The organism is Modestobacter italicus, from assembly GCF_000306785.1.
In the GTDB taxonomy this organism is placed as follows: Bacteria; Actinomycetota; Actinomycetes; order Mycobacteriales; family Geodermatophilaceae; genus Modestobacter; species Modestobacter italicus.
Genome location: NC_017955.1, coordinates 2027675 through 2053909, shown reverse-complemented (window position 1 = coordinate 2053909; position 26235 = coordinate 2027675). Strand labels below are relative to the sequence as shown.

Annotated in this window: 26 protein-coding genes; 6 read left to right on the top strand and 20 right to left on the bottom strand. The window is 73.9% G+C overall.

Annotation, left to right across the window (positions count from 1 at the left end; translation table 11 throughout):
• Positions 1–4: 4 nt before the first annotated feature.
• From MODMU_RS10100 to MODMU_RS10090, 3 genes are read right to left on the bottom strand one after another with little or no spacing between them, the layout of a single operon-like run.
• Positions 5–442 carry a hypothetical protein gene (locus MODMU_RS10100; RefSeq protein ID WP_014740129.1) on the bottom strand — a complete coding sequence of 146 codons (438 nt, stop codon included), beginning with the start codon at positions 440–442 and terminating at the stop codon, positions 5–7.
• On the bottom strand, positions 439–1956 hold the full coding sequence (locus MODMU_RS10095; protein WP_014740128.1) for an APC family permease: 1518 nt from the start codon (positions 1954–1956) through the stop codon (positions 439–441). The genes MODMU_RS10100 and MODMU_RS10095 overlap by 4 nt, the downstream gene beginning before the upstream one ends.
• Positions 1953–3989, bottom strand: coding sequence for a primary-amine oxidase (locus MODMU_RS10090; RefSeq protein ID WP_014740127.1), 2037 nt, complete (start codon positions 3987–3989; stop codon positions 1953–1955). Before MODMU_RS10090 ends, MODMU_RS10095 begins: the two co-directional genes overlap by 4 nt.
• Positions 3990–4101: 112 nt before the next feature.
• On the opposite strand from MODMU_RS10090, the gene MODMU_RS10085 reads away from it, so the two are divergent.
• A complete protein-coding gene (locus MODMU_RS10085) occupies positions 4102–4785 on the top strand; it encodes a GntR family transcriptional regulator (RefSeq protein WP_014740126.1) in 684 nt (227 codons plus the stop codon).
• Positions 4786–5479: 694 nt separating this feature from the next.
• Here the strand turns inward: MODMU_RS10085 and MODMU_RS10080 are convergent.
• A complete protein-coding gene (locus tag MODMU_RS10080; RefSeq protein WP_051144160.1) occupies positions 5480–6829 on the bottom strand; it encodes an MFS transporter in 1350 nt (449 codons plus the stop codon).
• Between the two features lie 58 nt (positions 6830–6887).
• On the bottom strand, positions 6888–8195 hold the full coding sequence (locus tag MODMU_RS10075; RefSeq protein WP_014740123.1) for an alpha-amylase family protein: 1308 nt from the start codon (positions 8193–8195) through the stop codon (positions 6888–6890).
• A gap of 110 nt (positions 8196–8305) precedes the next feature.
• Here MODMU_RS10075 and MODMU_RS10070 point away from each other — a divergent pair, with 110 nt between their 5' ends.
• The gene (locus MODMU_RS10070) at positions 8306–9739 is read left to right on the top strand and encodes an MFS transporter (RefSeq protein ID WP_231851828.1); all 1434 of its coding nucleotides are present in this window, start codon (positions 8306–8308) and stop codon (positions 9737–9739) included.
• Here the strand turns inward: MODMU_RS10070 and MODMU_RS10065 are convergent.
• From MODMU_RS10065 to MODMU_RS10050, 4 genes are all read right to left on the bottom strand, one after another.
• Positions 9729–10118 carry an ankyrin repeat domain-containing protein gene (locus MODMU_RS10065; RefSeq protein ID WP_014740121.1) on the bottom strand — a complete coding sequence of 130 codons (390 nt, stop codon included), beginning with the start codon at positions 10116–10118 and terminating at the stop codon, positions 9729–9731. The genes MODMU_RS10070 and MODMU_RS10065 overlap by 11 nt on opposite strands.
• Positions 10119–10162: 44 nt before the next feature.
• Positions 10163–10915 carry a dienelactone hydrolase family protein gene (locus tag MODMU_RS10060; protein ID WP_014740120.1) on the bottom strand — a complete coding sequence of 251 codons (753 nt, stop codon included), beginning with the start codon at positions 10913–10915 and terminating at the stop codon, positions 10163–10165.
• Positions 10916–10953: 38 nt separating this feature from the next.
• Positions 10954–11502, bottom strand: coding sequence for a hypothetical protein (locus MODMU_RS10055; RefSeq protein WP_014740119.1), 549 nt, complete (start codon positions 11500–11502; stop codon positions 10954–10956).
• 75 nt (positions 11503–11577) lie between these two features.
• Positions 11578–11793, bottom strand: coding sequence for a hypothetical protein (locus MODMU_RS10050; RefSeq protein WP_014740118.1), 216 nt, complete (start codon positions 11791–11793; stop codon positions 11578–11580).
• Between the two features lie 74 nt (positions 11794–11867).
• Between MODMU_RS10050 and MODMU_RS10045 the strand changes: the two genes are divergently transcribed.
• The gene (locus MODMU_RS10045; protein ID WP_014740117.1) at positions 11868–13412 is read left to right on the top strand and encodes a helix-turn-helix domain-containing protein; all 1545 of its coding nucleotides are present in this window, start codon (positions 11868–11870) and stop codon (positions 13410–13412) included.
• 13 nt (positions 13413–13425) lie between these two features.
• Here the strand turns inward: MODMU_RS10045 and MODMU_RS10040 are convergent, their stop codons facing one another.
• The 3 genes from MODMU_RS10040 to MODMU_RS10030 all read right to left on the bottom strand — a co-directional run bounded on the left by MODMU_RS10040 (position 13426) and on the right by MODMU_RS10030 (position 15057).
• Complete coding sequence (locus tag MODMU_RS10040; RefSeq protein WP_014740116.1) at positions 13426–13947, bottom strand: hypothetical protein; 522 nt, start codon at positions 13945–13947, stop codon at positions 13426–13428.
• On the bottom strand, positions 13944–14528 hold the full coding sequence (locus MODMU_RS10035; RefSeq protein WP_014740115.1) for an RNA polymerase sigma factor: 585 nt from the start codon (positions 14526–14528) through the stop codon (positions 13944–13946). Before MODMU_RS10035 ends, MODMU_RS10040 begins: the two co-directional genes overlap by 4 nt.
• 64 nt (positions 14529–14592) lie before the next feature.
• Positions 14593–15057: a PPOX class F420-dependent oxidoreductase gene (locus MODMU_RS10030; protein ID WP_014740114.1), complete on the bottom strand. Its 465-nt coding sequence runs from the start codon at positions 15055–15057 to the stop codon at positions 14593–14595.
• A 100-nt stretch (positions 15058–15157) separates the two neighbouring features.
• On the opposite strand from MODMU_RS10030, the gene MODMU_RS10025 reads away from it, so the two are divergent.
• Both MODMU_RS10025 and MODMU_RS10020 read left to right on the top strand, forming a co-directional pair.
• Entirely contained in the window at positions 15158–16600 is a 1443-nt protein-coding gene (locus MODMU_RS10025) for an AI-2E family transporter (RefSeq protein ID WP_014740113.1), read from the top strand.
• A gap of 31 nt (positions 16601–16631) precedes the next feature.
• Positions 16632–17582 (top strand): proteasome assembly chaperone family protein, encoded by a 951-nt coding sequence (locus tag MODMU_RS10020; RefSeq protein ID WP_041796399.1) that lies wholly within the window; start codon positions 16632–16634, stop codon positions 17580–17582.
• 7 nt (positions 17583–17589) lie between these two features.
• On the opposite strand, the gene MODMU_RS10015 is transcribed toward MODMU_RS10020, so the two are convergent.
• Together MODMU_RS10015 and MODMU_RS10010 are read right to left on the bottom strand one after the other, a co-directional pair.
• Positions 17590–17937, bottom strand: coding sequence for a nuclear transport factor 2 family protein (locus MODMU_RS10015; RefSeq protein ID WP_014740111.1), 348 nt, complete (start codon positions 17935–17937; stop codon positions 17590–17592).
• A gap of 33 nt (positions 17938–17970) precedes the next feature.
• Positions 17971–18267 (bottom strand): hypothetical protein, encoded by a 297-nt coding sequence (locus MODMU_RS10010; RefSeq protein WP_014740110.1) that lies wholly within the window; start codon positions 18265–18267, stop codon positions 17971–17973.
• Positions 18268–18397: 130 nt separating this feature from the next.
• Between MODMU_RS10010 and MODMU_RS10005 the strand changes: the two genes are divergently transcribed.
• Entirely contained in the window at positions 18398–19645 is a 1248-nt protein-coding gene (locus tag MODMU_RS10005; protein WP_014740109.1) for a globin domain-containing protein, read from the top strand.
• Between the two features lie 84 nt (positions 19646–19729).
• On the opposite strand, the gene MODMU_RS10000 is transcribed toward MODMU_RS10005, so the two are convergent.
• The 6 genes from MODMU_RS10000 to MODMU_RS09975 form a co-directional block, all read right to left on the bottom strand.
• Positions 19730–21394: a catalase gene (locus MODMU_RS10000; RefSeq protein ID WP_014740108.1), complete on the bottom strand. Its 1665-nt coding sequence runs from the start codon at positions 21392–21394 to the stop codon at positions 19730–19732.
• On the bottom strand, positions 21391–21882 hold the full coding sequence (locus MODMU_RS09995; RefSeq protein ID WP_014740107.1) for a Fur family transcriptional regulator: 492 nt from the start codon (positions 21880–21882) through the stop codon (positions 21391–21393). Before MODMU_RS09995 ends, MODMU_RS10000 begins: the two co-directional genes overlap by 4 nt.
• A gap of 105 nt (positions 21883–21987) precedes the next feature.
• Positions 21988–22902, bottom strand: a complete 915-nt coding sequence (gene ligD, locus MODMU_RS09990; RefSeq protein WP_014740106.1) for a non-homologous end-joining DNA ligase — start codon at positions 22900–22902, stop codon at positions 21988–21990.
• Positions 22899–24368 (bottom strand): non-homologous end-joining DNA ligase, encoded by a 1470-nt coding sequence (gene ligD / locus MODMU_RS09985; RefSeq protein WP_014740105.1) that lies wholly within the window; start codon positions 24366–24368, stop codon positions 22899–22901. Before ligD (MODMU_RS09985) ends, ligD (MODMU_RS09990) begins: the two co-directional genes overlap by 4 nt.
• Before the next feature lie 4 nt (positions 24369–24372).
• A complete protein-coding gene (gene ku, locus MODMU_RS09980) occupies positions 24373–25368 on the bottom strand; it encodes a non-homologous end joining protein Ku (protein WP_014740104.1) in 996 nt (331 codons plus the stop codon).
• 173 nt (positions 25369–25541) lie between these two features.
• The gene (locus MODMU_RS09975) at positions 25542–26105 is read right to left on the bottom strand and encodes a DUF1360 domain-containing protein (RefSeq protein WP_014740103.1); all 564 of its coding nucleotides are present in this window, start codon (positions 26103–26105) and stop codon (positions 25542–25544) included.
• Positions 26106–26235 lie beyond the last annotated feature (130 nt).

Below are 26235 nucleotides of genomic sequence, written 5' to 3'. Positions count from 1 at the left end.
CCGGTCAGCCCGCCCGCACCCCGACCGGGTCGACCTGGGGCAGCCTGCCGCTGACCAGCACCGCAACGGCGACCGCCACCTGGAGTGCGGCCAGCAGCAGCCCGCCCCACATGCCCAGCCCCGCGCCGGCGGAGGCCGGGTGGTGCGCGCCGGCCAGGTGCTCGGAGCGACCCGACGCGGCGCTGAGCAGCAGGAGGTGCAGGAAGAGCATGCCGCCGTACATGACCGCGGTCGCCCGCCAGACGCCCCGCGTCGGACGCCGCCACAGCGCCCGGACGCACGGCAGGCAGGCCACCGCCATGGCGGCGAACACCGCCCGCTCGGCCGGGCCGCCGTGGCCGGCGGAGGTGGCCGTCGCCACGTGCACCGCGACGCAGAGCGCGCGACGACGGCCGCCACCCTCACCCGGGGCCACGACCCGGGCGGCCCCGCCGGTGCTCACGTCCGGTCGACCGTCGGCGCGGTCTCGGCGGGGTCGGCCGCGGCCGGCGGGGGGACCCGGTGCCCGTCGAGGTGGTGCGGGTGCGGCGCGACCGGCTCCTCCTCGGTGCTGCCGACCTCGGCCAGCACCTCGGGCCGACGGGACCGCACCAGGAAGTACCAGCCCATCCCCAGCGCCAGCACGACGGCGAAGATCGGCAGCAGCAGGTTCAGCGGGTACTCGGGCACCGGGATGACGTTCTTGTAGAAGACGTAGAGCAGCGCAGCCACGACGACGACCGACAGCGCCGTCGACGCCGGGTTGCCCTCACCGCGGCGCCGCAGGAAGAACGGCAGCGCAACCGCCATGAGCAGGTAGCCCACCATGTACCCGAAGGTGCCCACCGTGCCCACGTAGGCGTACACGTCGAACGGTCCGCGGCCGCCGATCATCAGCACCACCGGCACCAGGGCGACGACCGGCGCGAGGACGCCGATCGCCACGTGCGGCGTCTTGTACGTGCGGTGCGCCCGGCCGAGGGCCGCGGGCAGCACGTCCTCCTCGCCCATCGTGTACAGCACCCGGGACGCCGCGTTGATGCTGGCGATCGTCACCGCGAAGAACGACGCGGCCACCCCCAGGTCGACGATCCAGACGATGCTGCTCAGCCCGTACCGCTCGGCCAGGTCGCTGACCGGCGCCGCGCTGCTGGTGAACGCCTCGACGCTGCCGAAGCCCAGCACCGAGGCGATGGAGGCGAAGACGTACAGCAGGCCGACCAGCACCGCGCTGCCGATCACGGCCCGGGGGATGCTCCGGTGCGGGTTCTTGGCCTCGGCTCCCAGGCTCGCCGCGCTCTCGAACCCGACGAAGCCCAGCACCGCCAGCACGATCCCGTAGGTCACGCCGTCGAAGCTGACGCCGGACAGGTCGAACAGCGACGGCGCCGAGCTGTCCCCGCCCTTGGCCACGACGACGACGAACACCAGCAGCACCGCGGCGACCGAGACGATCTCCAGGACCAGGCCCACCCGGGTGGAGATCCGGATGCCGATGACCGCGAAGGCCGCTGCGGCTACGGCGGCGAGCGCCGTCATGACGATGTAGGCGGTCTGCGACGTCATCCCCGGCAGCCCCACCCGGTCGAGCAGGCTGCCGAGGAAGGGGCCGATGAGCGTCGCGCCGAGCATGGCGATGCAGGTGTAGCCGATGACCAGGCTCCACCCGGTGGCGAACGCCCCGGTGGGCCCGAGGCCCCGGGCGACGTAGCTGTACAGCGAGCCCGAGGAGGCGAACCGCCGGGCGAACTGGGCGACGCACAGCCCGACCAGGACGACGACGACCGTCGCCGCCACGTAGGACAGCCAGGCCCCGGGCCCGGCGAACAGCACGATCAGCACCGGCCCGGTCGCCATGACCGCGCTCGGGGCGATGCCGGCGACCGACTGGGCCATCACCTCCAGCTGGCTCATCGACTCGTGCGCCAGCCCGGAGTCGGAGTGCACCGCCGGGCTGCCCTCCGCCGAGTGGCTCACTCGGCCACCTGCTCCCGCGCGCTCTGCCCGACCGTCTCGCCCGGGGCCGTGTCGTGGCAGGACGCGTCCGCGTCGCCCTCGGCGTGGCAGGCCGGCGTCGAGCGCGGCATGTCCAGCGCCGGGTTGCCGTCGAAGAAGCCGACCGGCTTGAGGTGGAAGCCGATCGTGCTCACCGGCATGACCGGCCAGTCCTCGGGACGCACGATGTGGTGCGCGCCGAAGGAGTACCAGACGACGACGTCGGTGTCCTCCAGCGACCGGTCGGCCTTGACGAACTCGGGGAGCCCGCCGGGCCGCTGGCTCTGGTTGGGGTAGTCACCGGCGGCGAACAGCTCGCCGGGGGTGTTCCGGGTGACCCACAGGTGCTTGTAGGCGAACTGCGCCCGGTCGTAGGCCTGGGAGCCCTCCTGCTGCATCGGCAGCACGTTGTCCCCCGGCATCAGCTTGTAGCCGACCGGCTGGCCGAGCTCGTTGACCGACGACGGGTTGACGACCTGCCAGGTGCGGGCGGCGAACGGGTCGATCAGCCGCTGGGCCTCGCTCTCCCGGGCCAGCAGGGTCTTCTGCGTGACCCAGGCGTTCCCGTACGGGTTGTCCTCGCCCGGGGGCAGCGGCACCGAGTCGACCTCGTAGACCGAGTTGCCCTCGCCGTCGACCTGCATGTCCAGCCGCACGTTGAAGAAGTGCTGGTGGTGCGGGCCGTACAGGCCGGGGGCCACCAGGTTGCCGAAGCGCGGCTGCTCGCCAGGGGCGACCGCCCCGGTGGAGATGACGCCGGTGAGCTTCACCTCGAACTGGATGGTGCCGTCGGTGTACAGGTACCAGAAGAAGCCGTACTCGTAGTTGCCGACGGTGGCGAAGCAGGAGACCACCAGCCGGCGGGAGCGGCGGACCTCCATCTTCTCGGTGCGGAAGTCGGTGTGCTTCCAGCCGACGCCGAAGTCCTCCTCGTGCATGCAGATGGCGTTGGGGATGGTGACCGGCTGGCCGTCCTGGTCGTTGGCGACGGCGTCGAAGTAGTGGATCTCCCCCAGGCAGTCGCAGCCCAGCTGCAGCGGGTTGAGCAGCAGGCCGACCCCGTACTCCCCCTCGTCGAACACGTTCTTGATCCGGTGGGTCGGTGCCGGGTCGGCGTAGGGGATGTACATCTCCGACAGCGAGGCGCGGTACAGCACCGGGCGCACCCGGCCGCGGTCCTCGTAGCCGACCTGGTGCAGCACGAGCCCCTCCCGCGGGCTGTACCCGACCTGGAGCCGCCACTTCTGCCAGCTCACCGCGTGCCCGTCGACGGTGAAGCTGGGCCCCTCGGGCTGGGTGATCTCGATCGGCCGGACGTCGTCGCGGACGGCGGTGTGCGCCGGCCGGTTGTCGTCGTCGACCATCAGCTCCGGCATGTAGTTGCCGGCCTTCGGCGGCAGCGGCACCACACCGTGGTCGCGGACGTCGACGACCTCCATGAGGTCGAGGTCGACCAGCACGATGAGCCCCTCGACCGGCCGGGCGTAGCCGTTGTCGTCCGCGCGGGACCGGACGAAGGTCAGCGGCCGGATCAGCCGGCGGCCCAACGGGTCCTCGATGTCGTAGCCGGCGGCCCAGGGGTCGATCATGGCCAGCGAGAAGTCGGTGACCCCCCGCTTGCGCATCGCCTCCTGCCAGCGGGGGTCGGCCCGGGTGATCTCCTCGGTGGCGAAGAACTCCTCGAGCATCACGCCGGGCTGCACGCCCTCGACGACCCGCCACGAGGTGACCACGCCGGAGGCCAGCGACACCACCGTCTCGATCGTCTGCTGGGCGTCCCGGTCGTAGAGGACGGCGAACGCGGACCGCTCCGGGGCCGCCGACTCCCCGCGCTGCCAGCCGAGGACCTCGGACTTCGTCGGCTCCTGCAGGGTCACCGAGACGAACCGGACCCGCGGGCCGAGGTCGCGCTGGTCGCGCAGGACGGCCGACGCGCGGCTGATCTCGTCGGCGCTCAGCGGCGCCAGCGGCGCGCTGCTCGTCGTCGTCTCGACGTCTGGGAACTGGACTGCCACGGGGGCCTCCTCGAGAGAGTGCCGAACCGGCGTGTCTCGGGCTCGGTGAGCGGGACCGTATACCGTGTACGAGCAGCCTCCAAGGTCTAGAAGTGATCGGCATCACACTGCTATGAAGGGCGATCCGGTGGTCCTGCGCCGCATCCACGCCAGTTCGCTCGCCGACCTCGCCTACGAACGGCTGACCGACGCGCTGCTCTCCGGCGACCTCGCCCCCGGCGACCGACTGGTGCAGGACGTCCTCGCCCTGCGGCTCGGGATCAGCCGGACACCGGTGCGGGAGGCCCTGCAGCGGATGGAGCGCGAGGGCACCATCCGCGCCGGCGAGGGGCGGGGCTACGTCGTCCCGGACCTGACCAGCACGGACATCGGCCACCTCTACGAGGTCCGCGAGGCCGTGGAGGGGCAGGCCGCGCGGCTGGTCGCCGCCCGGGCCGTCGCGTCCGTCGACGAGATCGAGGCCACGCTGCGCCGGCTGTCCGCCGGTGCCGGGTCGAGCGGGCCGGACGTCTTCCGGGCCAACCGGCTCGCCCACCGGGCGGTCGTCGAGGCGTCGGGGAACCCGTTCCTGCTCGAGCTGTTCGACGACCTCTGGGGCCGCAGCGTGACGATGCAGGCCTGGGGCGACTACTTCACCTCGGTGCACGCCGACATCGACCTGGTGACCGACCACGCCGACGTGCTGGCCGCGCTGCGCAGTGGCGACCCCGACCGGGCGGCAGCGGTGATGGTCGAGCACGTGCGGGGCGGCCTGTCGCGGCACCGGGACCACCCGCCGGACCCCGCCCTCGGCTGAGAACGCTGGGGAAGACTGCTCCGGTGACCGGCGACGGGGAGCTGCACGAGCTGGGCCGGACCTCCGGCGCCCACGGCGAGGTGGTGCTGCGCCGCCGCGGCGCGATCACCGAGCTGGTGGTCGACGGCGTCTTCGCCATGGACGACGTCGACACCTCCACCGAGCGGGCGCTGGCCACCGAGGCGCTGCGCCGCTGCCCCGGGGCGGGGCTGCGGGTGCTCTGCGGGTGCTCGTCGGCGGGCTCGGGCTGGGCTTGGACGCGGCGACCGTGCTCGCCGACCGCGGGTCGCCGCGGTCGACGTCGCCGAGCTGCAGCCGGCGCTGGTCCGCTGGGCCGCCTGCCCGGGCTGCCGCAGCTGCCCGCCGGGCGGCTGCGGCTGTGCGGCTGTACGTCGGGGACGTCGCGGACACCCTGCCGGCTCCCCGCTGGGACGCGGTGCTGCTGGACGTCGACAACGGCCCGGCGTTCCTGGTGCACGAGTCCAACGCCGGCCTCTACACCGGGGCCGGGCTGGCCGCGGCGCTGGCGGCGCTGCGGCCCGGTGGGGTGCTGGCGATCTGGTCCAGCGACCCCGCGCCGGAGCTGTGCGGCGGCTGGCCGCCCTGCCCGCGCCGCCGACGTCGAGCACCTGGGGCTGCCCGTGCAGCGCGACGGCCGACGCTTCGACTACGCGGTCGTGCTCGCGCGGTCCGCTCAGTCGCCGGCCGACGACCGCACGGGGTAGGCGGACCCGCCGCGCAGCCGGGCCCGGGCGGCGACGAGCAGCGGCACCATGACGATGCCGTCGCGGGCGAACCGGGCGCGCAGCTGGCGGCGGTGGACGACGACGCCGGCCAGGCCGATCGCCCAGAAGACGTACTGCACCGAGAACGCCGCCCGGAACGCGCCCAGCGAGTAGTCCGTCGAGCTGCCCGGGGTCATCGCGTCCAGCACGAAGCCGATCGCCAGCACGGTGCACAGCGAGGCGACGAAGCCACCGACGTTCACCACGCCGCTGGCGCTGCCGGAGCGCTCGACCGGGTTCTCGGTGCGCGCGTAGTCGAAGCCGATCATCGAGCCGGGGCCGTTGGTGCCGAGCACCAGGACCAGCACCACGAGCAGCCACAGCGGTGCCCGGCCCGGCCAGAGCAGCACCACCGTCCAGGTCGCGGCGGTGACGCCGAGGATGCCGAACACCAGGTTGGAGCGGCGCAGCGGCCAGCGTGCGACCAGCTGGCCCAGCAGCGGGCCGAAGCCCATCCCGACCAGCACCAGCAGGCTGAGCAGGGACGCCGCGGCGCCGGCGGAGAGGCCCTCCCCGATGGTGAGGAACGGGTAGCCCCACAGCAGGGCGAACACCGTGCCGGAGAACTGGGTGACCAGGTGGGTGGCCAGCCCGATCCGGGTGCCCGGCTCCCGCCAGGCGGCGAGCAGGTTGCGCCGGACCACCGCCATCCCGGACGGGGGGACGGTCACCGTGCCGGGCGGGGCGTCGCGCAGCGCCACCAGCACCAGCACCGCCACCAGCACGCCGACCGCGGCGGCGCCGACGAAGGTCGGCGTCCAGCCCGCGGAGTGCAGCAGCCGCACCAGCGGGTAGGCGGCCACGATCTGCCCGAACTGGCCGAGGATGCCGGTCAGCTGGGTGATCACCGGGACGGTGCGGCCGGGGAACCACAGCGGCACCAGCCGGAGCACGCTGATGAACGTCATCGCGTCGCCGGCGCCGACCAGCACCCGGGCGAGGACCGCGGTGGGCACGTCGGTGGCCAGCGCGAGCACGAGCTGACCGGCGGCCATGGTCAGCGCCCCGGCGATGATCACCCGGCGGGAGCCGAACCGGTCCAGGGCCACGCCGACCGGCACCTGCAACGCGGCGTAGACCCCCAGCTGCAGCACCAGGAACAGCGAGATCGCCGACGCGCCGGCGGAGAACCGCTCCTGCGCCTCGAGCCCGGCGACGCCCAGCGAGGCGCGGTGGAAGATGGCGACGGCGTAGGCGAGCAGACCGACCAGCCAGATCGCGTAGGCGCGCGAGGACGTCGTCCCGGTCGGTGGGGTCACGTGCAGGGACGACGCCGCCACGCCGTCCCGCCATTCCCGGCGGCGGCTGTGCGGTTGCTCACCCGTCCAGGACGGCCCAGCCGTGCGCCGCCAGCTCGACGGAGTCCCCGCGCACCGTGCCGGCGCCGGCGAGCACCGCCCCCGCGCCGGGCGCCGGCAGCCGCGCCGCGGTGTCGGCCAGGTTCAGCGCCACGACCAGCCGCTGGCCGTCGGCGGCCACCGCGTAGCTCAGCTGCCGGTTGTCCCGGTGCAGCGGCGTCGTCCGGGCGCGGTGCAGCCACCGGTGCCGGCGGCGCAGGCCGATCAGCTCCTCGTGCAGCCGGTAGGTGGGCCAGCCGTACGGCGCCAGGCCGGCCGGGGTGTCCGGGAACGCCGGCCGGACGGCGTCGTCCCCACCGGCCCGGTCCTCCTTGACCCCGGTGAAGGCCTGCTCGTCCCCGGCGTAGACCGACGGCGTGCCCCCGACGGTGAACAGCACGGCGAGCGCGTGCGGCAGGTGCCGGACGTCGGTGAGCCGGCTGGCGATCCGGGTGACGTCGTGGTTGCCGACGAACGTCAGCGGCACGAACGCGTCCAGGAACCCGTCGTGCCGGCCCAGCGCGTGCGCCAGCTCGTGCAGGTTGCCGTCGTTCAGCGAGCTCCAGACCGCCTTCCACAGCTCGTACTGGGTGACCGCGTCCATGCCGGAGTCGGCGACCACCCGGGCGTAGTCGCCGTGGATCACCTCGCCCACGACGTAGGCGTCGGGGTGCCGGGCCCGCACCCGGGGCAGCACGGTCGCCCAGAACGACGTCGGGACGGCGTAGGCGGCGTCCAGCCGCCAGCCGTCGGCGCCGCGGTCCAGCCAGCCGGTCATCACCCCGGTGACCCAGTCCGCGACCGCCGGGGCGGAGTGGTCCAGCGCCACCAGCTGTCCGTGGCCCTCGAAGGTGTCGTACTCCGGCTCGGCGTCCGGCCCGTGCGGCCAGCGCAGCCGGAACCAGTCCGCCGTCGGGGCCGCCGGGCCCTGCTCCAGGACGGCGCGGAAGGCCGGGTGCTCCCGGCCCACGTGGTTGAAGACGCCGTCCAGCAGCACCCGCAGGCCCCGGTCGTGCGCGGCGGCGACCAGGGCGTCGAAGTCCGCGTCGTCACCCAGCCGCGGGTCGATCCGCGCGTGGTCGACGGTGTCGTAGCCGTGGGTGCTCGAGGCGAACACCGGGCCCAGCGCGAGCCCGTTGGCGCCGAGCTCGACGGCGTAGTCCAGCCACGCGGTGAGCCGGTCCAGCCGGTGGGTCACCGTCCCGTCGGCCGGCGCCTGCCGCTCTGCGCCGACGAAGCCGAGCGGGTAGACGTGCCACCACACCGCGTCCTGCACCCAGTCCGGCATCGCCGTCCTCTCCCCTGGTGTCGCCCTGACGTCGTGCACGCTACGGAGGTCGCCACTGGACGGAAGACGGGCCCCGGGTGCGGGGCCTCCCGCAGCTACCGTCGGAGCGCGTGAGCACCTCGGGGACCCCTGCACCACCCGCGGCCCGCCCCGGCCTGGTGCCGGTGCTGGTCTACCTGGCGATGCTGGTCGCGGTCATCAGCAGCCTGGGCGCCCCGCTGATCCCGGCGATCGCCGCGGCCAACGACGTCTCGGTCACCAGCGCCCAGTGGGCGCTGACGGTCACCCTGGTCGTCGGCGCGGTCGCGACCCCGGTGGTCGGCCGGCTCGGCGACGGCCGGCACCGGCGCGCCGTGGTGCTGGTCGTGCTCTCCGTCGTGCTGCTGGGCAGCGTGCTCGCCGCGCTGCCGCTCGGCCTGGGCTGGCTGGTCGCCGGCCGAGGGCTGCAGGGCCTGGGGCTGGCCATCACCCCGCTGGCCATCGCGACCGCCCGCACCGCGCTGGCCGGCGAGCGGTCCCGGTCCACGGTCGCCGCGCTGTCAGTGACCGTCGCGGCCGGGGTCGGGCTGGGCTACCCGCTCACCGGCGCGATCGCCGAGTTCGGCGGGGTGCACACCGCGTTCTGGTTCGGCGCGGGCGCCAGCGCGCTGGCCATCGTCGCCGCGGCGCTGGTCTACCCGGCGTCGCCGCAGGTCCCGCCGCAGCGGCTGGACGTCGCGGGCGCGCTGCTGCTGGGCACCGGCCTGGCCTCCGGGCTGCTGGCGCTCGGCGAGGCGGAGACGTGGGGCTGGACCTCACCGGCGGTGCTCGGGCTCGCCGTCGTGGCGGTGGTGACCCTGGTCGCCTGGGCGGTGTGGCAGCTGCGGGCACCGGCGCCGCTGGTCGACCTGCGGCTGGCGCGCGGCCGCACCGCGGCCACCGCGCACGGCGCGGCGCTGCTGGTCGGGCTGGCCAACTACCTGCTGCTGTCCTCGGTGCCCCGGCTCGCCCAGACGCCGACGTCCACCGGTTACGGGTTCGGGACGTCGATCGTCGTCGCCGGGCTGGTCCTGCTGCCGTTCTCGGTCGCCAGCTTCCTGGCCAGCCGGCTCGCCCGGACCCTGGAGCGGGCCGTCGGGAGGCGCTGGGTGCTGCCCGCGGGGGCGGTGCTGCTCGGCACCGGCGAGGTGCTGTTCGCCTTCGTCCGCACCGACCTGTGGCAGGTGTTCGCCGCCATGGCCGTCGCCGGGCTCGGGGTGGGCACGGTGTTCGCCGCCCTGCCCGCGCTGATCGTCTCCGCCGTCCCGGCCGGCGAGACCGGCAGCGCGATGAGCCTCAACCAGGTGCTGCGCTACATCGGGTTCGCCGTCGGCAGCGCGCTGGGCGCCACCGTGCTGGAGGCCGCGACCGACCCCGGGGCGGAGTTCCCGGACAGCTCCGGCTACACCGCCATCGGGCTGGTCGGGCTGGGCGCCTGCGTCCTCCTCGCGGCGCTCACCGCCGCCCTGCCCGCCCCCGGGCGGGTGCCGGAGCCCGCCGGGCGGACCGCACCGGTCAGCCGTTGAGCAGCGCGGACATCTCCGGCAGGTCGAAGAACTCCGCGGTCGCCCGCGCGCTGGGGGAACCGGCGTCCGGGTCGGCGCCGGCGGCGAGGAGAGCGCGCACCGCGCCGGCCGACTGCTTGAAGACCGCCGCCGCCAGGGGGCTCTGCCCCCGGTCGTTGATCCGCGAGTGGTCCGCGCCGCGCTCCAGCAGCGCCGCGACGGTGTCCACGTGCCCGCGGTACGCGGCCAGGATGAGCAGGGTGTCGCCCTTGTCGTTGGTCAGGTTGGCCGGCACCCCGGCGTCCAGGTAGGCGGTCAGCTGCTCGGTGTCGCCCTCCCGCGCGAGGTCGAAGACCTTCGCGGCCAGCGCGATGACACCCGGGTCGATCGGTTCGCTCACGCTGCCGACCCTAGGTGGCCGGCAGCGGAGGCGGACCGGGGCCCTCAGCCCGCGGCGACCCGGTCGGTGAGGGCGAGCACGTGCCGCCACGCGTCGTCGCAGGCCTCGGCCCACTCACCGAAGGCGCGGTCGAAGAAGGAGTGCGGCGCCCCCTCGTAGACCACGTCGTCGACGTCGGCACCCGCGGCGCGCATGGTCGCGGCGAGGGCGCGCTGGTCCTCCACCGGCGTGGCCGCGTCCGCCCCGGCGATGATCATCACGACCGGCCGGCGGGCGGCGTCGGCCGCCTCGCCCACCATGCTGGGCTTGCCGTAGAAGCCGGCGCTGCCGGCCAGGTCGAGCTCGGCGGCGGACTGCCGCCAGGCGTGGCTGCCGCCGAAGCAGAACCCGACGGTGACGACCGGCAAGGTGGCCTCGGTCCGGCTGCGCAGGTACGCGATGCCCGCGGCGGTGTCGGCGTCCACCCCGGCCGGGGTGGTCTGCGGGATGTGGCTCTGCCAGTCGAAGTCCTCGCCGCGGGTACCGCCCTCCGCGACGCCGGCGGTGCGCCCGAAGTAGTCGACGGCGACCGCGGGGAGCCCCGCTTCGGCGAACCGCTCGGCCAGCGCCACGTAGTAGGGGTGCAGGCCGCGGATGTCGGGCAGGATCACCACGCCGGCGCGCGGCCGCGCGGCCGGGGCGGCGTAGGCGGCGGAGAACTCGGTGCCGTCGGCGGCGGTGAGGGTGAGCGTGCCGCGCTCGGCCACGTCCCCGGAGCGGGGCGGGGCGGGCGGGCGGCTGTCGTGGTCGTGGCACATGCCCGGAGTTCTACCTGCGGGCCGGGAGCCTCGCGCGGTCAGGCCTCGTCGACGTCGGCCAGCACGCCCGGATCGCCGCCGAAGATCGTGGCGGCCACCTGGCGCCGCGCCTCGGTGAGCCAGTGGAACTGCCGGTTGGCCTGGTCGATCAGCGAGTCGAGGAGGACCTTGTCGATCCGCGGGTCGACCTCCGCGGCGATCCGAAGGGTCTCGAAGCCGCTGCGCTTGCCGCGGACGGCGGAGGCCAGGAACTCGAACTCGACCAGCGAGCTGAGCGGCGAGCGGCTGAGCACGTGCCCGTTGAGCTTGAGCCGGCTGGCCTTCTCCGCGACCCACACGGCCACCTGCTTGTACTGCCGCACCGGCAGGTCCAGCGACCGCGCGGTGGCGGTCAGGTCGCTCTTCTCCTGGCGCAGCTCGTCGAGCAGCTGGCGCAGGCCGTCCTCGTGGGCGCTGCCCCGGTGCGCGCCGATCATCCGGGTGACGAGCTCGATGCCGCCGGCCGCCGACGCGATGTGGTCGTTGACGTAGACGGCGAGCAGGTCGGGATGGGCGACGGCGCCGGTGGGCGCCGGGGTCTCGGACACGGGTTCTCCTCGCAGCAGGTACCGGGTCGGCCTGCCCATCCTGCCGGGTGATCATCCCGGCGGCACCCGCGGCCGTCACCGGCGGTTGCGCCGGCTCCAGCTGCTCCACGAGTTGTCGCTGCTGAACGGGTTCGTCGCCTCGACGTCCCGCCGGGAGTCCCGGACGTCCCGCCACACGTCGGCGTGGTGGAGCACCCGGGAGCCGCGGCGGCGGACCGCGCGGTCCATCCGCCAGGCGGCCAGCAGCAGCGTGCCGAGAGCGGCGAGCACGACGAGCCAGAACCAGGTCACGCCGCATGGTGGCGCGCCGACACCCGGCACCACCAGACCGTCCGCATCTCATGTGTGAGATATGGTGCCCGCCGATGACGCTCACCGATGACACCACCGGCCAGTCGCTCCGCCAGATCGGCGCCCTGGTCCGCGACGCCCGCCGGCACCACGGCCTCACCCAGTCCCAGCTCGCCGACCGGCTGGGCACCAGCCAGAGCGCGATCGCCCGGATCGAGCAGGGCAACCAGAACCTGACGCTGGAGCTGCTCGGCCGGTTGTCGGCCGCGCTGGAGAGCGAGCTGATCACCGTCGGCCGGACCGGCCCCACCCACCTGCGGGTCACCGGCGGTACCCCGCTGCACGGCAGCGTGACGGTGAAGTCGTCGAAGAACGCCGCGGTGGCCCTGCTGTGCGCCTCGCTGCTCAACCGCGGCCGGACGACGCTGCGCAACGTCTCCCGGATCGTCGAGGTCGACCGGATCCTGGACGTGCTGACCTCGATCGGCGTCCAGGCGACCTGGGACGGCGCCGGCCGCGACCTGACGATCGTCGTCCCGGAGCGGCTGGACCTGTCCGCGATCGACGCCGACGCGGCCCGCCGGACCCGCAGCATCATCATGTTCCTCGGGCCGCTGCTGCACCGGGCCGAGGAGTTCCAGCTGCCCTACGCCGGCGGCTGCGACCTGGGCACGCGCACCGTGCAGCCGCACATGATCGCGCTGCGGCCCTTCGGCCTGGACGTCGAGGCGCACGCCGGCGAGTACCACGCCACCGTCACCCGCCGCCCGGGCAGCGACCGCACGATCGTGCTGACCGAGCGCGGCGACACCGTCACCGAGAACGCGCTGCTGGCCGCCGCCCGGCACGAGGGCACGACCACCATCCGCAACGCCAGCCCGAACTACATGGTCCAGGACCTCTGCCTCTACCTGGAGAAGCTCGGCGTGGGCATCACCGGCTTCGGGACGACGACGCTGGTGGTCACCGGCCGCCCGGTGCTGGACGCCGACGTCGACCACACCATCAGTGAGGACCCGGTGGAGGCGATGAGCCTGCTGACCGCCGGCATCGTCACCGGCTCGGAGCTCACCGTGCGGCGGGCGCCGATCGAGTTCCTGGAGATCGAGCTGGCCATCCTGGCCGAGATGGGGCTGCGGTTCGACCTCTCGCCGGAGTACGCCGCCGACAACGGCCGCACCCGGCTGGTCGACGTCACCATCCACCCCTCGCAGCTGCGGGCGCCCATCGACAAGGTGCACCCGATGCCCTTCCCGGGGCTCAACATCGACAACCTGCCCTTCTTCGCGGTCATCGCCGCCACCGCGACCGGCGAGACGGTGATCCACGACTGGGTCTACGACAACCGGGCGATCCACCTGTCCGACCTGACCCGGCTGGGCGCCGACGTCCGGCTGCTCGACCCGCACCGGGTGCTGGTCTCCGGGCCGACCCGCTGGTCGGGCGCGGAGATCGTCTGCCCGCCCGCGCTGCGCCCGGCGGTCTGCATCCTGCTGGCCATGCTGGCCGCCAAGGGCACGTCGGTGCTGCGCAACGTGGACATCATCGCCCGCGGCTACGAGCAGCTCTACGAACGCCTGGTCGAGATGGGCGCCCAGATCGAGGTCTTCACCGACTAGCGGAGGAGCCTCGTCAGCTGCGGAGCAGGACGGCGACGCCGACACAGGCGAGGGCCCACAGGCCGCTGGCCAGCGTGCCGATGATGAAGCGCTCCGAGGCGACCGGGGCCTTCAGCTCGTTGAACCGCCCGAGGCCCTTCACCGCGATCAGGACCGCGAGCCCCTCGGCGAACCCGGCGAGCACCGTCGCGGCGATGGCGGTGCGCTCCAGGACGCCGATCCAGGTGCCGCCGCGCAGCACCTCCGGGTCCGACGCCCGGCGGCGGGACGGCCCCCGGTCGGGGTCGGCGGCGCGGAGCACCGCGGTCGCGACCGGGCCCCCGCCGAGGGCCGCGGCGGCCACCGCGAGCAGCACCCCGACGGCCTGCACCTGCTCCCCCACCCGGCCGGTCCGCCAGGCCAGCGCGCCGGCGACGCCGAGCACCACCACCAGCAGCCCGGCGCTGAGCGCGCTGCGCCGGGTGTCGCTGCGCGGGGTCAGGCCGGCACCGGCGACGGCGAGCACGCCGAGCAGCACCAGCACGGCGATGGTCATCCGACCGCCCGCGCCAGCAGCCGGGCCGCGGCCGGGCGCAGGTCGCGCTCGACCTCCCACAGCCCGGCGGCCAGCCGCTGCCCGACCGCCTGCCGGGAGATGCCGAGCTCCGTGGCGGCCTCGGCCTGGGTGCGGCCGGCCTCGACCAGGCCGATCGCCTCCCAGGCCTGGTCGCTGCGCCGCTCGACCAGCGCGGCGAGGGCGGTGAGCACGGCCTGCGCGTCGGCGGCCGGCTCGACGGCCGCGCCCCGGACGGCGACCCGGACCGGGCGCCGCTTGGCCGCCTCGACCGCGCTGCGGGCCGCGATGAAGGCCGCCCCGGCGCCCGCGCGGGTGCTGCCGGGCAGCGGGGTCTGCACCGGCCCGGCGCCGATCCCGACGCTCCAGCCACCGTCGCGGACCAGCCGGCGGACCACGTCGACGACCACCGCGGGGTCGTCGAGCACGCCCTGGAACTCGTCACCGGCGGTGCGCTCGAACCGGAGCACGGTGGGCACCCCCGACAGCGCGCTCAGCACCCCGGGCACCCGGTCGGCGCTGCGCCTGCTCCCCCGCTGGTCCACGGTCAGCACGAACGGCATTCCGCAAGTCCAGCACCTTGCAGGGGCAAAAGCAAGCCTGCAGACTTGGCAAGCACCGGCGGGGTCAGGAGCCGGCGAGCTCGGGCGGGAAGCCGCCGGTGGCGACCGGGCCCCAGCGCTCGATGGTCACCCGCAGCAGCGACTTGCCCTGCCGCGCCATGGCGGCGCGGTACTCCGCCCAGTCCGGGTGCTCGCCGCTGATCGCGCGGTAGTAGTCGACCAGCGGCTCGAGGGCCTCGGGGAGGTCGAGCACCTCGGCCTGCCCGTCGACCTGCACCCAGGGCCCGTCGAAGTCGTCGGAGAGCACGCAGAGCGACACCTGCGGGTCGCGCCGCGCGTTGACCGCCTTGGCGCGCTGCGGGTAGGTGGAGACCACCACCCGGCCCTGCTCGTCGACGCCGCAGGAGACCGGGGACAGCTGCGCCGAGCCGTCGCTGCGGCGGGTGAGCAGCAGGGCCTTGTGCCGGGGACGGAGGAAGGCGAGCAGCTCGTCGCGCTCGACCCGGTCGGCGGTGGCGGTCCTTGGCATGGGGTGAACCTACGACCCGGGTCCGACAGCGGCCGGTCGGAGATCACGCCACGGTCGCGGTGGACCGGTGCGCTGGCCCGCTGTGTGTTGGGATCAACGCATGTCCGCCGACCGTTCCGCCGAGCCGCTCACGGCCGCCGACCGCCCGACGGCCGGGGCCTCTCCGACGGCCGACGCCCCGCCCGCCGCCCCCTCCCCGACGACCGGGGCCAGCGGCGCGACGTCCGTCGGCCCCGACGACACCCGCCCGACCGACGAGAGCGAGAACGTCGGCACCCGGGCACCCGTCCCGGGTCCCCAGCGCTCCCAGCGCATGGCGGCGGCCACCCGCAGCGTCGCGATCGCCTCGGCCCAGCTGATCCTGATCGTGATCGCCCTGGTGATCCTCGGCTACGTCTTCGGCAAGCTGTGGGTCGTCCTGCTCCCCGTCGTCCTCGGGCTGCTGTTCACCACCGTGCTGTGGCCGGCCACCCGGTTCCTCCGCAAGCACCACTGGCCCCCGGCGCTGGCGTCGGCGACGGTGCTGCTGGTCTTCCTCGCCGCGATCGGCGGCATCATCGCGGTGATCGCGCCGCAGGTCGTCGGCCAGGTCGAGGAGCTCGCCGACGGCGTGACCGGCGGCCTGCAGCAGGTCCAGGAGTACCTGGCCGGTCCGCCGTTCAACCTGGGCGACGAGCAGGTCGGCAACGCCGTCGACTCGGTGATCAACACTGTGCAGAGCAACGCCCAGAACATCGCCGGCTACGCGGTCACCACCGCGACCACGATCGGCAACGCGCTGGTCAACCTGGTCCTGGCGCTGGTGCTGGCCTTCTTCTTCCTCAAGGACGGCCCCAAGTGGACGCCGTGGCTGGCCGCCCAGACCGGGCCGCGGGCCGCGCCGCACGTGGCCGCGCTCTCCGGCAAGGCCTGGACGACGCTGTCGGAGTTCATCCGCCAGCAGGCGCTGGTCGGCTTCGTCGACGCGTTCTTCATCGGGCTCGGGCTGCTCGTCTTCGACGTGCCGCTGGTGCTGCCGCTGGCGGTGCTGACCTTCTTCGGCGCGTTCATCCCGATCATCGGTGCGTTCGTCGCCGGCGCGTTCGCCGTGCTCATCGCGCTGGTGAGCAACGGGGTCACGACGGCGATCTGGATCCTGGTCATCGTGCTGCTGGTGCAGCAGCTCGAGGGCAACGTCCTGCAGCCGATCATCCAGGGGCGCGGCCTGAACCTGCACGCGGCGGTGGTCATCCTCGCGGTGACCGCCGGCAGCAGCCTGGCCGGCATCATCGGCGCCTTCCTCTCGGTGCCGGTCGCGGCGCTGATCGCGGTGGCCTACCGGTACGGCCGCGACCAGCTCGACGGCCTCACGCCGGAGGTCGGCCCGGACGGCACCACCCACCAGCTCACCGGGGACTCCTCCGGCGCCCAGCTGGTGCGCCGGCCCGCGGAGGCCGAGCCGCCGGTGAACCCCGAGTCCGAGGACGCCACCCCGGCCGAGGTCGCGGCCGGCGGTCGCGGGCTGCTCGGGAATGCCCGGCGCCGGCTGCGGCTTCACCGGTGAGAAGACCCTGATCCCCTGGGAGGACCGAGCCGTGCCGCAGCGACCGGAGGATCTCGTCGAGGTGCTCCCCGACGCCGAGCCGCTCCTCGCCCGCGAGGCGGCGGTCTCGTCGCCCGAGGAGCGCGCCGGGCTGGTCCTCGTCCACGACCTGGCCGGTGAGTTCGACGCCGCCCACGCCGGCGCCCTGGCCGGCGCGCACCTGCTCGACGCCCTGCCGGCGACGCTGATCGCCCGGTTCGACGTCGACGCGCTGGTCGACTACCGCGGGCACCGCCCCCGGATGGTGTTCAGCGGCGACCGGTACGAGTCGGTGGTCGCCCCCGAGATCGGGCTGTGGGCGCTGGAGGACGACGGCGGCACCCCGTTCCTGCTGCTGCACGGCGCCGAGCCGGACTTCGCCTGGGAGCGGTTCATCGCCGCGGTCCAGCAGCTCGTCGACCGGCTGGGGGTGACCTCGGTGGTGGCCCTGCACGCGATCCCCATGCCGGTGCCGCACACCCGGCCGGTCACCGTCACCGCGCACGCCACGCGCCGCCAGCTCATCGAGTCCTACCCGGTCTACTGGGGCGAGATGCGCATCCCCGGCAGCGTGGGCGCGCTGCTCGAGCTGCGGCTCGGCGAGGCCGGGGTGGACGCCCTCGGAGTCGCCGCGCACGTGCCGCACTACCTGGCCCAGGCCACCTACCCGGCCGCCTCGCTCACCCTGCTGGAGCACCTGGAGACGCTGACCGGGCTGCACGTGCCGACCGAGACGTTGCGCGAGGCCGCCGAGGCCAACCGCACCGAGGTCGACGAGCAGATCGGCCGGTCCAGCGAGAACACCGCCGTCGTCGCCGCGCTGGAGGAGCAGTTCGACTCCTTCACCGCCGCCCGCGACGACACCGGCCTGCTCGGCTTCGGCGGGGAGATGCCCAGCGGCGAGGAGCTCGGGGCGCAGATCGAGCAGTTCCTGGCCGAGCAGGACGGCGACCGGCCCGAGTAACGCGCCCTCAGACGCTCTGCGGGTCGCCGACGTCCATCCGGCGGACCCCCGAGCCGTCGACGGTGTAGGTGTGCAGGACGAACGCGTGGCTGAGCAGGTCGCCGTCGGAGTCCCGGACGACCTGCTCGACCAGCACCTCGACCCGGCCGTCGGGCAGCTCCCGCACCCGGCGGGGCGTCACGGCCAGGTCGACCACCTCCCACTGGCCCAGCCAGTAGGCCCGGACGGCGTCGGCACCGACCACCCGGGTGCCGTGCATCGCGTCGGGCCAGTCCACGTCGGGGGCGAGCTGGGCCACGACGGCGTCGATGTCGCGGCTGGTGAAGGCCTCGTACAGGGCGGCGATCCGGTCCACGGCGGGACCGTACCGAGCCGGCGGACGGGTCGGTCAGCCGAGCAGCTCGCGCGCGACGGCGAGCGCGTGCGGGTCCACCGGCGGCCGTGCCGCGGCCCGCAGCCAGCCCGCGAGCGGGCCGGCGACCGCCGGGGACAGCGTGCGGATCCACTCCGCGGTCCGGGCCCGCGCCTCGGCCACGTGCTCCGAGCCGCCGTCGACGTGCACGGCGACCACCTCCGGGCGTGAGGCGAGCAGCCCGCGGACGGTCCAGCGGCCGCCGGTCGTGCGGGCGGCGAGCTCCTCCAGCCGGTCGGCGGCGGTGAGCAGCAGCTGCACGTCCGGGTCCACGGGCCCCAGTGTCGAGGCTGCCGGGGGCCCGGCGGGACTGCCGTCGTCCGCGCGCTGGGTGAGACGCTGGTCACCCTGTCCGGTCGAGCCGGGCGGGGAACGGAACAGTCGACCTCCGGAGGAGCGACCCATGCTGTCCGATCGATCACGTCCGGTCATCGAGGCCACCCTGCCCGTCGTCGGCGACAACATCGAGGAGATCGCCCGACGCTTCTACGCCCACCTGTTCGACGCCCACCCGGAGCTGCTGGACGGCACCTTCAACCGGGGCAACCAGGCCGAGGGCACCCAGCAGGTGGCGCTGGCCGGCTCCGTCGCGGTGTTCGCCAACGGGCTGCTGGAGAGCCCCGAGCAGGTCCCCGAGCACCTGCTGGCCCGGATCGCGCACAAGCACGCCTCGCTGGGGATCACCCCGGCCCAGTACGAGGTCGTGCACGAGCACCTCTTCTGGGCCATCGTCGACGTGCTGGGCGACGCGGTGACCCCGGCCGTGGCCGAGGCCTGGGACGAGGTCTACTGGCTGATGGCCTACGCGCTGATCAACATGGAGCGCGGGCTGTACAGCTCCCGCGGGGTCCGGCCGGAGACGGTCTGGCGGGAGTGGGAGGTCATCCAGAAGCTCGCCGAGACCGACGACGTCACCACCTTCCGGGTCCGGCGCACCGACGACCGGCTGGTGAAGACGTCGCTGCCGGGCCAGTACGTCACGGTGAAGGTGCAGCTGCCCGACGGCGTGCACCAGCCGCGGCAGTACAGCCTCACCCGCGCCGACGACGGCGAGCACCGGCAGTTCTCCGTCAAGCGGGTCCGCGGCGGCGACCGGCCCGACGGTGAGGTCTCCACCCTGCTGTGCGACCGGGTGCAGGTGGGTGACGTGCTGACCCTGTCGCTGCCCTTCGGCGACGTCGTGCTCGACGACTCCGGTCGCCCGGTGGTGTTCGCCAGCGCCGGGATCGGCATCACCCCGATGGCCGGCATGCTCTCGCACCTCACCGCGGCTCGCTCCCGGCTGCCGATCACCCTGCTGCACGCCGACGTGGACGAGGCGTCCTTCGCGCTCCGGGACCAGGTCTTCGGTGACGTCTCCCGGTTGCCGCACTCCACCATGCACGTCTGGTACGAGCGCGGGGCGCGCACCGGGCTGCCGGTCGACGGGGTGCACGCCGGGACGATGGACCTCGACGACGTCGCCCTGCCCGAGGGGGCGGCGTTCTACCTCTGCGGTCCGCTGCCGTTCATGCGCTCGGTGCGCAACGCCCTGCTGGAGCGGGGCGTGCCGGCCCGCGACATCCAGTACGAGGTCTTCGGCCCCGACCTGTGGCAGGCCGACCTGGCGACCGAGCCCGCGCCGGACGCGCACCGGGTGCCCGCCCGCTGACACCCCGGACAGCACTGCGGGCCGCGACCGGAGTCCGGTCGCGGCCCGCAGCGGGTGTCGCGGTGGGGCTTCAGCCCCGCTGGCTCACTGAGCCAGGACGACGTGCTCGTTCGGCACGCAGTGCGTCATGACCAGGCCGGTGACGTCACGCGGGCCGTTCTTGCCCAGGTTGGCCGCGCGCTGCAGCTCCGCCTCGGTGAGCGTCTGGGTCTGCAGCGGAGACAACCCCCGGACGTCGTCGGCGCTGATGCCCAGGCCCTCGCCGACCCGCTGGCCGAGCTCGTCCTCGACCATGAAGAGGTGCCACATCATCCGCTCCTGGATGGGCCGGTCGCACTGCGACAGGTTGCCGATCAGGTTGGCGACGAGGTCGTCTTTCTCCCACTGCTCCGACAGCAGGTACCGCTGGCCGGCCTGCGTGTAGTCGTCGGTGCGCGGGATCCGCTTGCGGGTGAGCCGGCCGGTGATCTCCGGGCCCTGCTCGTCGTGCGTCGGGTACTGCGCCTCACGCAGGCCGCCGGTGATCGAGGGCTCGTAATTCACGTGCGGGTTGGTGCCCTCGGCGCGGTCCACGCCGTAGGCCATCTGCCCGTCGCGCTGGTTGGTGGCCACCCGGGTCCGGGGGGCGTTCACCGGCAGCTGCAGGTAGTTCGGCCCCACCCGGTAGCGCTGGGTGTCGGAGTAGGAGAACGTCCGGCCGACCAGCATCTTGTCGTCGGAGAAGTCCAGGCCGTCGACCAGCACACCGGTGCCGAAGGCGATCTGCTCGCTCTCGGTGAAGAAGTCCACCGGCGTGCGGTTCAGGGTCAGCGTGCCGACCTTGCGCAGCGGGAACTCGTTCTCCGGCCACACCTTGGTGTCGTCCAGCGGGTCGAAGTCCAGCTCGGGGTGCTCGTGGTCGTCCATCAGCTGGACGTGCAGGTCCCAGCTGGGGAAGTCGCCGCGCTCGATGGCCTCGTAGAGGTCCTTGGTGTGCACGCCGAGCTCACGGCCCTGGGCGACCGCGGCGTCCGCGTCGGTCCAGGACTTCAGCCCCTGCTTGGGCAGCCAGTGGTACTTGACCAGCTGGGACTCGCCCTGGGCGTTGACCCACTTGTAGGTGTTCACGCCGAAGCCCTGCATGAACCGGTAGCTCGCCGGCAGGCCGCGGGGGCTGAGGACCAGCGTCATCATGTGCAGCGCCTCGGGCGTCTGCGACCAGAAGTCGAAGACCCGGTTGGCGACCTGGCGCTCGAAGGTCACCGGGTCGGGCTTCTGCGAGTGGATGAAGTCGGGGAACTTGATGGCGTCCCGGATGAAGAAGACACCCAGGTTGTTGCCGACGAGGTCCCAGTTGCCGTCCTCGGTGTAGAACTTCACCGCGAAGCCGCGCGGGTCGCGGGCGGCCTCGGAGGAGTCCCGGCCACCGGCGACGGTGGAGAAGCGCAGGGCGACCGGGGTCTCCTTGCCCTTCTCCTGGAACAGCTTGGCGCGGGTGTACTTCGCGACCGGCTCGTCGCCGACGGTGCCGTCGGCCACGAAGACACCGAAGGCGGTGGCGCCGCGGGCGTGCACGACGCGCTCGGGGATCCGCTCCCGGTCGAAGTGGCTGATCTTCTCGAGGAACTGGTAGTTCTCCAGCGTGGCGGGGCCACGGGCACCCACGGTGCGCTGGTTCTGGTTGTCGTAGACCGGGTGGCCCTGACGGTTGGTCAGGACCGGCCGGTCGGCCTCACTGGCCGCCGGTCCCTGCGATGCGACGTCGGTCATGCGCGAACTCCTCCTCGGATCGAACTGCTGGTACTGCCTGTTCCGTACCCGTGCTGCCTGCGCGCGACGGCCCCTGACCGCTGGCAGTCCGCGCAGAGCCCCCAGAAGACGACCTCCGCCTCGTCGACGGCGAACCCCGCCGCGTCCGAGGGGGCCAGGCACGGGGCCGCCCCCACGACGCAGTCGACGTCGGCGACCAGCCCGCACTCCCGGCAGACCAGGTGGTGGTGGTTGTCGCCGACCCGCAGCTCGTACAGCGCCGGCCCACCGGCCGGCTCGATGCGGCGGGCGAGCCCGCCACCGACCAGCGCCTTGAGCACGCCGTAGACCGCCTGCGGCGAGATCGACGGGTGCACGACGCGGGCGGCGGTGGCGATGGTCTCGGCGTCGACGTGGGGGTGCTCGGCGAGGACCCCCAGCACGGACAACCGGGGCCGCGTGACACGGAGCCCCGCCGTCCTCAGCTGCTCGTCCCAGGCCGTCTCCATCACCGACGACTCAACCCCGTTGTCTTGACTCAGTCAAATCAACAGCCGGTGACGTCCCAGCGTCTGGGACGCGAGCGCCGAGCGACCACCGAAGGCGGGAGCAGGTCAGGCGGGGAGGTCGGCGCGCCGGCGGGCGGCGACGTCGAAGAGGTCGCCGTGCTCCTCGACCCGGGCCAGGACGTCGTCGGTGCGGAACCGGACCTGCTCGGCGTCCCCGCCGTCGCGCAGCGCGTCGACCTCGGCCCACCGCAGCGGGGTCGAGACCGTGGCGAACGGGCGGGCGCGCAGCGAGTACGGGGCGACGGTCGTCTTCGCGGTGTTGTTCTGGCTCCAATCGACCAGCACCTTGCCCGGCCGCAGCGCCTTCTCCATCCGCCAGACGACCTTGTCGGGGGTCTCCCGGGAGAGCTGCTGCGCCAGCTGCTTGGCGTACCGGCTGGGGTGCTCCTTGTCGGCACAGCGGATCGGCGCGTAGACCTGCAGCCCCTTCGAGCCCGACGTCTTCACCACCGGGTCCAGCCCGTCGGCGACCAGCTGGTCGCGCAGCCGGTGCGCCACCCGGGCGCAGTCGACGACGTCGGTGCCCGGGCCGGGGTCCAGGTCGAGGACCAGCAGGTCCGGCAGCTGGGCCGTGCCCTCGTCGTCCACCTGCCACTGCGGCACGTGCACCTCCAGCGCGGCCAGGTTCGCCGACCAGACCAGGTCCGGGACGGCGGTCAGCAGCACCATGTCCAGCGTCTCCCGGCCCCGCGACGAGCCGGGCGTCGGGACGGTCACCGAGGCCACCCAGTCCGGGGCGTGCCGGGCGCTGTTCTTCTCGAAGAACGCCTGGCCGTCGACCCCGTTCGGCCACCGGGTGAAGGTGACCGGCCGGTGCGCGACGTGCGGCAGCAGCACCGGCGCGATCCGCACGTAGTAGTCGATGACCTGCGCCTTGGTGAACGACACCTCCGGGAACAGCACCTTGTCCAGGTTGGAGACCTCCAGCTGCCGGCCCTCGATGTGCACCCGCTGCCTCACGGCTCCACCACCACGTCGGCGGCTGCGACGTCGTCGCGCAGGCCGCGCCAGGCCGGGTGCCGCAGCCGGCCCTCCCGGGTCCACTCCCCGTACCGGACCTCGCCGACCAGCAGCGGCTCGACCCACCGCGCGTCACGGGTGACCTCGCGGGGCAGCGCGTCGGCGAACGGCGGGGTGGCCCGCGGGGTGAGCAGCGGCGCGAGGTCGGCGAGCGCCCTGGCCGTGAAGCCGGTGCCGACGTGGCCGGCGAACACCAGCCGCCCGGTGTCGTCGTGCACCCCGACCAGCAGCGAACCGATCCCGCCGGCCCGCCGGCCCTCGCCGGGCCGCCAGCCGCCGACGACCACCGACTGGGTGCGCAGGTTCTTCACCTTCCGCCAGTCCGGGCCCCGGCCGCCGGGCCGGTAGACCGAGTCCAGCCGCTTGGCGACGACGCCCTCCAGCCCGTTCTCCAGGCTCGCCGCCTGGACCTGCTCCCCGTTCCCGCGGAACCACGGCGTGGTGACCCACCGGTCGGAGGCCAGCCCCAGCGCGTCCAGCCGCTCGCGCCGCTCGGTGTACGGCAGCCCGAGCAGGTTCTCGCCGTCCAGTGCGAGCAGGTCGAACACCAGGTAGGTGACCGGTGCGGCCGCCGCCATCCTGGCCACCTCGGGCCCGGTGCGGTGCATCCGGCCCTGCAGCAGCCCGAAGTCCGGGCGACCGCGGCCGTCCAGCGCGACCACCTCGCCGTCGACCACCGCGTCGTGCCCGGACAGCACCTCGGGCAGCCGGTGCAGCTCGGGGTAGGTGGCGGTGACGTCGTTGCCGCTGCGGGCCCGCAGCCGCACCCGTCCGCCGCGCACGTGCGCGAGCGCCCGGACGCCGTCCCACTTGAACTCGTAGCCCCAGCGCGGGTCGTCGGCCCGGGGCAGCTCGCCGATGGCGGCGAGCATCGGGGTCAGGTCCTCCGGCACGCCGGCCGCGACCGGCGCGTCGACCACCGGGTCGGCGTCGAGCTTGCGCACGTTCCAGGTGCCGTCGGGCAGCCGGAACACCACGTAGCGGCCGCTCAGCCGCCGCCCGTCGAAGGACACGGTGACGTGGTCGTCGGCCCACTTCTCCGTCGCGTAGCGGCCGGCGTCCCAGATGCTCACCTGGCCGCCGCCGTACTCGCCGGCGGTGATGGTGCCGGCGAAGGAGGCGTACTCCAGCGGGTGGTCCTCGGTGGGGACGGCGAGCCGGTTCACCCCCGGCTCGGTCGGCGGGCCCTTGGGCACCGCCCAGCTCTTCAGCACGCCGTCGCGCTCGAGCCGCAGGTCCCAGTGCACCCGCTGCCCGGTGCGGCCGCGGGGTGTGTGGTGCTCCTGGACGACGAAGGTGTCGTCGTCGCCCACCGGCAGCGGCTGGTCCGCGGCCGGGACGGGCTCGGCGGTGCGCGCCGGGTCGCGCTTGGCCCGGTAGGTGGCCAGCGGGTCGGGAGGCGCCACGGGGTCAGGCGGTCTTGCGGGCCCGGGACGCGCGCTTGGCCGGCTTGGCCGGCTCGTCGTCGGCCTTCTCGGCTGCGGCCTTCTTCGGCGCGGCCTTCTTCGCCGGCGCCTTCTTCGCGGCGGTGGTGGACTTCCGCGCCGGCTTGCGCGCGGGGGTCTCCTCAGCCGGGGAGTCGTCGGAGCTGTCGTCGTCGCTGTCGTCGGAGCTGCTCGCCGCGGGCGCGTTGCCGCCGGCCCGCTCGACGCTGCGCCGCAGCGCGCTCATCAGGTCGACCACCGCGCCGCCGCCGTCGTCGGCCGCGTCCGGGGCCTGCTGCACCTCGCCACCGGACTGCTTGGCCTCCAGCAGCTGCTGCATCGCCTCGCGGTAGTCGTCGGTGAACGCGGAGGGGTCGAAGTCGCCCGCCATCGTCGAGATCAGCGACTCGGCCATGGCCAGCTCGGCCGGCTTGACCGGCACGTCCTCGTCGAGGAAGCCGAAGCCGGGCCGGCGGATCTCGTCGGGCCACCGCATGGTGTGCAGCACCAGGACGCCGTCGCGCACCCGCAGCGCGGCCAGCGACTCCCGCTGCCGGATGGCGATCTTGGTGATCGCGACCTGGCCGGCGTTCTCCAGCGCGGTGCGGAGCAGCACGTACGGGCGGGTGGCCACCCCGTCGGGCTCGAGGTAGTACGTCTTCTCGAAGTGGATCGGGTCGATCTGCTCCTGGTCGACGAACTGGAGCACCTCGATCTCGTGCGTGGTGCCCAGCGGCAGCTGGTCGAAGTCCTCGTCGGTGAGCACGACGAGCTGGCCGTCGGGCAGCTCGTAGCCCTTGGCGATGTCGTTGTACTCGACCTCTTCGCCGTCGACCGAGCAGACGCGCTTGTACTTCACCCGGCCACCGTCGGTGGCGTGCACCTGGTGGAACCGGATGTCGTGGTCCTCAGTCGCGGAGTAGAGCTTCACCGCGATGCTGACCAGCCCGAAGGAGACTGCGCCACGCCAGATCGACCGCACGCTCTACCTCCAGGCCCGGTGTCCTGCGACACACGTCTCGACAAGATCGCAGGATAGGCGCTCAGGGCGCGTCGTGGCAGCGCGAGATCAGCACTCTGCGTGGTCGTCCACCCGGACGGGTGACCGGGCGGCCCGTGCGGCGCCGGGCCGCCCGGGCACGCAGCGTGACCGGATCAGTCCTCGTCGCCCCCGCCGGCCATCGCCTTCTGCTGCAGGGCGTCGTAGGCGAACTGCCCCACGTCGGCCGCCGCCACCATGGTCATGGTCAGCGCGGCGAGCCGGGTCGCGCCCGGCACCGTGGCGTAGCCGAACACCAGCGCCGTCGCCGTCCACTGGGCCAGGCAGAACGGGCAGGTCACCAGCTCACCGATCGCGTGCTTGACGCCGCCGTGCACCCGGATCTCCTCGGCGACCTCCGCCTCCCCGGACTGGCCCCGGAAGGTGGTGAACGGCGCGCGCAGCGGGCTGGCCACCGGGTCCTTGGCGATGGTGCGGGCGATCCGGAACGTCGCGACGGTGAGCAGCACGGCGTCGCCCAGCGGGATCCGGGTCGGCAGCTCCTTGCCGGCGGCCCGCACGGCCGCCGCGCCCGCCGTGGTGAGCGTGAGGTAGGTGCCCATCGCACCGAGCAGCCCACCCAGGGGCCGGTCCTCGCCGTGCGAGTACTCCTCCTTCTGGGTGCGCGCCCAGCGTCGCACCGGTGCGCCGATGCGCGTGACCTCGTCTGCAATCGCCATGCCCGCCCGCTACCCCCGCGCGGCGGTGGCCATGCCGCCGGCGTGCGGGACCGGCGTCACGCATGGGGCCGGGGCTGGCGGGTAGGGCGGTCGCACGACGCCGGTCGCCCGACCGGCTCCCCCCGTCCAC